The sequence below is a fragment of the Candidatus Sodalis sp. SoCistrobi genome, assembly GCF_900143145.1.
Lineage (GTDB): Bacteria > Pseudomonadota > Gammaproteobacteria > Enterobacterales > Enterobacteriaceae > SoCistrobi.
This window is the reverse complement of record NZ_FRDB01000274.1, coordinates 1-3,284: the sequence shown is the minus strand read 5'-3', so window position 1 is coordinate 3,284 and position 3,284 is coordinate 1. Positions and strand designations below refer to the sequence as shown.

Genomic DNA, 3,284 nt, shown 5'->3' with positions numbered 1-3,284 from the left:
TCAACGATCTGCTCTTTAACTCCCGGCTTTCGCGCTTCATAGCGGTAGGTAAGCTGGAATACACGGTGACAGCACTGACACCGGAAGCGTTCGCGCTTAGTTGGACTAAGGCCATGTCGATAAATTTCATCTGAATGGCAGCGAGGACAATGAACAGAAACTGTAACCACGTGGAAACCTCAAATAGAGGCAGAATATCACAAAAGTCAACTATTTGAAGGCATTACCCTTTGCTGTACTCCCTCTTGCGAGGAGGTAAGTTGCCGATGCGCTTTTCTGCTGGAAAAAAAGCCCCAATTCACGGGGCGTAAGGTTTTATCCTTTCCGGCGCTTATCTCCGGCACTCATGAGGGGCTCATGGCGTTAGCTCTGTAAAGGATGAGTAATTATAGGATTAGTCCGAGTTTGTTTACAGTGATAATTATCACAATACCGTTGATAATCGGCGGTCACCGTGAAACACGTCACCGCCCGGTCACTCCCCGGTCTTGCTCCCGAGGTTAAATTTGATAATCGAGGGCGGCGGCGGGTGCGGCGGTGGCGAATACCGCTTCTTCAATCTCCGTTAGCGACAGTTGCGGGTTGCACAGCTGTATAAAGCGCCAGGCATACTTACGCTGCAGTTGGCCGCGTTTTACCCCGAGCCACACGGTATTGGCCTCAAACAGATGTTCGGCGCGCAGACTCACCAAGCCGGCGTCTCTTTCGCGATGATATGACATGTCCGCCAGCAGCCCAACCCCGAGCCCCAGCTCGACGTAAGTCTTGATAACATCAGAATCCTGGGCGCTTATCACAACCTCAGGGTGCAGCCCTGCCGCCTGAAAAGCCACATCCAGCCGCGAACGGCCGGTGATGCCGTGCCGGTAGGTAATAAGTGGATAGCGGCTCAAGGCCCGGCTCCGTCATGCCAATCAGACGTTTGCCGCGGCGGATGAAAATTTCTACCCTCAGCTCATCTTCGAGTTCGCGGATATGACGGCTGACGCCCGATTGCGAAGTGAACAGCATGCTCGCAACATCGGTCAGATTATAGTTGCAGCGGGCTGACTCGCGGATAATACGCAGTTGCTGAAAGTTCACGCCTGTTCACTCCTTTTTCCTCATAGGTATACAGTTCTACAAGCGTTACATATAATCGACAAATAAAAAAAGCGGTAAGTTATACATTTTAATGCTAAGCAAAAAAATGGCTTTAGCCATGCAATGACCGCATAACCCGCGCAGCGGCGCTACGTCACGGCAGCGGTGAACGGGGCGCTGCAATCCGGTGACGATAACCTACCCCCACCGGCGCGAGGGAAAACGGCTGCCCCGACGGCCGGAGGAATGGCGGCAGCGCATGCGGCGCGCGTTGCTGGCGCCGGGCGAGAGTTCGGCGCCGGCCAGGGATATCACTGCCCCTGTGGTAAATAAGCGTTGGTGTAATACGCATCGACCGGCAGCGTGGTCTTCACAATGCCAAGCGAGGTCACCGCGTCCAGCACATCACGCCAGGCCCCATCGTTTTGCTTCAACTGCTGGTCGCCGGGCGCGCCCAGCACCTGCATGGTGTCATGCCATTGCTGCTTAACGAAATTCTCGTCATAGGATTTGCTGTATTTGGCGGCAAACGCGGCGGTGGCTTCCTCAGGATGCTCGATGGCATAGCGCAGACTTCGCGCCGTTGCGCGCATAAACGCCTTGGCCAACTGTGGATTCTTTTCCAGCCAGCGCTGATTACCGGCGAACATAAAAATAGGCGTATCGGGCACGCCATGCAGGGTTGCAGGCATAAACTCAGGCGGCTGCTTGCCGGCCACGGCGATTTCCGTTCCTTCGGCATTGGTAATCCCGGTGGTGGCATCCACGCGTTTTTGCAGCAGTAGGGGGACGGTATTGTCGGCGGCCGCGACCATTTGAATATCGTCCAACGTCATACCGGCGCTTTTTAACATCAACGACAGCTGCGCTTTCGTCCAGGCATCGTTATAGATACCGATGCGCTTGCCTTTAAGCTGCGCCAGCGTGACCGGCTGACCTGCCGGGGTGAAAATACCCCAGTTATTGCCGGTGCCATAGCGACCGATCGAAATCACCGGCGCGCCCTGCTCTTTGGCAAAAATAATGTCCATAACGGTGGTAAAGGCGACATCCGCCCGGCCGGTACCGAGGAATTTCATAGTATCGGCCACGGTTGGCGGCGCCACCACATTGAGATCGATACCTTCCTCGCGGTAGAACCCTTTACTGATACCCAACGTCCAGGGGATCCAAAAGCCATCCGCCACCGGCCACTCCTGGACGAAAGTGACTTTGACGGGCGCCGGGGCGGCAACCGCCGGGGCGCAAAGGGATCCCATCCAAACTGCGGCGGCAGCGGCCAGGGCCGCCCCTTTCGACAGCCAACGGTTCGACATAGCCTGTTTTCCTTGTTTGCAATAAAACTTTACGCGCCCGGCAACCGGGTACGCGGCTTAACCCACCGACGGACACCCCCGCTGGCAGGCGCTGGTGTGGCAACTAGGGCTGGCGACCGGTGGCGTCATAAGCCGGTAGCGCCTGACGAAACAGAGTAAGCCAGTTGACCAGCTTTGGGTAACGTGAGCGCCAGGTGCCGTCAAAGCGCAGATCGAGGTAGCCCAGCGCGGCGGCCAGCGCAATTTCCCCTACATGTAACGTCCCAGCCACCGGGGGAGAGGTATAATGACTTTCGGCGTAGTCGAGCGCACGCGCCATTTTATCCTGCTGGCGCGCCACCCATGCCGGGGAACGTTGGTCCTCCGGGCGGTAACGATCCTCATACACCACCAACAGCGCCGCATCCATCAAACCATCCGCCAACGCCTGCTGGCGTAGCACCTGCCAGCGGGCATCGCCCTTGGGGATCAGCACGCCGCCACCGGCTTTGGCATCCAGAAATTCGATAATCACCCGCGAATCAAACAGGGTCTGCCCCTCCGGCGTGATAAGCGTCGGGATCTTGCCTAATGGATTCTGCTGTAAAAGGCTGTCGAGGGGATTATTGACGTCCGCCGGCTCGATGGTCAGTTGATCGGCAAGGCCGGTTGCCGCCGCCGCCAAAGCGACTTTGCGACCAAAAGGCGAGGCCGGTGACGTTCTCAATAGGTACATAGGGCATCCTGTCGGCAATGAGGGAAACTTAAGCAGGATAAAGGTAAGCGCCCCACGAGGGCCGTAGTGTAAATATTATTTTACGATTGAGAGGTTCCAGGGCAGCAGTTCATGCACTCGGTTCGACTGCCAGTCGCTGATCTTGCTGATCACATCACGCAACCAGGCCT

Annotated in this window: 4 protein-coding genes and 1 pseudogene; all 5 read right to left on the bottom strand. The window is 56.6% G+C overall.

What is annotated here, in order from left to right; all coding sequences use genetic code 11:
- On the bottom strand, positions 1-170 hold a 170-nt coding region (locus CINSTRO3249_RS14285; protein WP_143146886.1), incomplete at its 3' end, for an IS1 family transposase.
- Positions 171-500: 330 nt separating this feature from the next.
- Positions 501-1,083 (bottom strand): annotated as a pseudogene (locus CINSTRO3249_RS14280) (LysR substrate-binding domain-containing protein).
- A gap of 311 nt (positions 1,084-1,394) precedes the next feature.
- A complete protein-coding gene (locus CINSTRO3249_RS14275) occupies positions 1,395-2,399 on the bottom strand; it encodes an ABC transporter substrate-binding protein (protein ID WP_074013749.1) in 1,005 nt (334 codons plus the stop codon).
- A 103-nt stretch (positions 2,400-2,502) separates the two neighbouring features.
- Positions 2,503-3,105 (bottom strand): glutathione S-transferase family protein, encoded by a 603-nt coding sequence (locus CINSTRO3249_RS14270; RefSeq protein ID WP_217265404.1) that lies wholly within the window; start codon positions 3,103-3,105, stop codon positions 2,503-2,505.
- An 84-nt stretch (positions 3,106-3,189) separates the two neighbouring features.
- Complete coding sequence (locus CINSTRO3249_RS16870) at positions 3,190-3,276, bottom strand: hypothetical protein (RefSeq protein WP_371441378.1); 87 nt, start codon at positions 3,274-3,276, stop codon at positions 3,190-3,192.
- Positions 3,277-3,284: the final 8 nt, after the last annotated feature.

Coding starts and splice junctions, on each gene's coding strand:
- CINSTRO3249_RS14275 (WP_074013749.1), bottom strand. CDS start 2,399: ATGTCGAACCGTTGGCTGTCGAAAGGGGCGGCCCTGGCCGCTGCCGCC.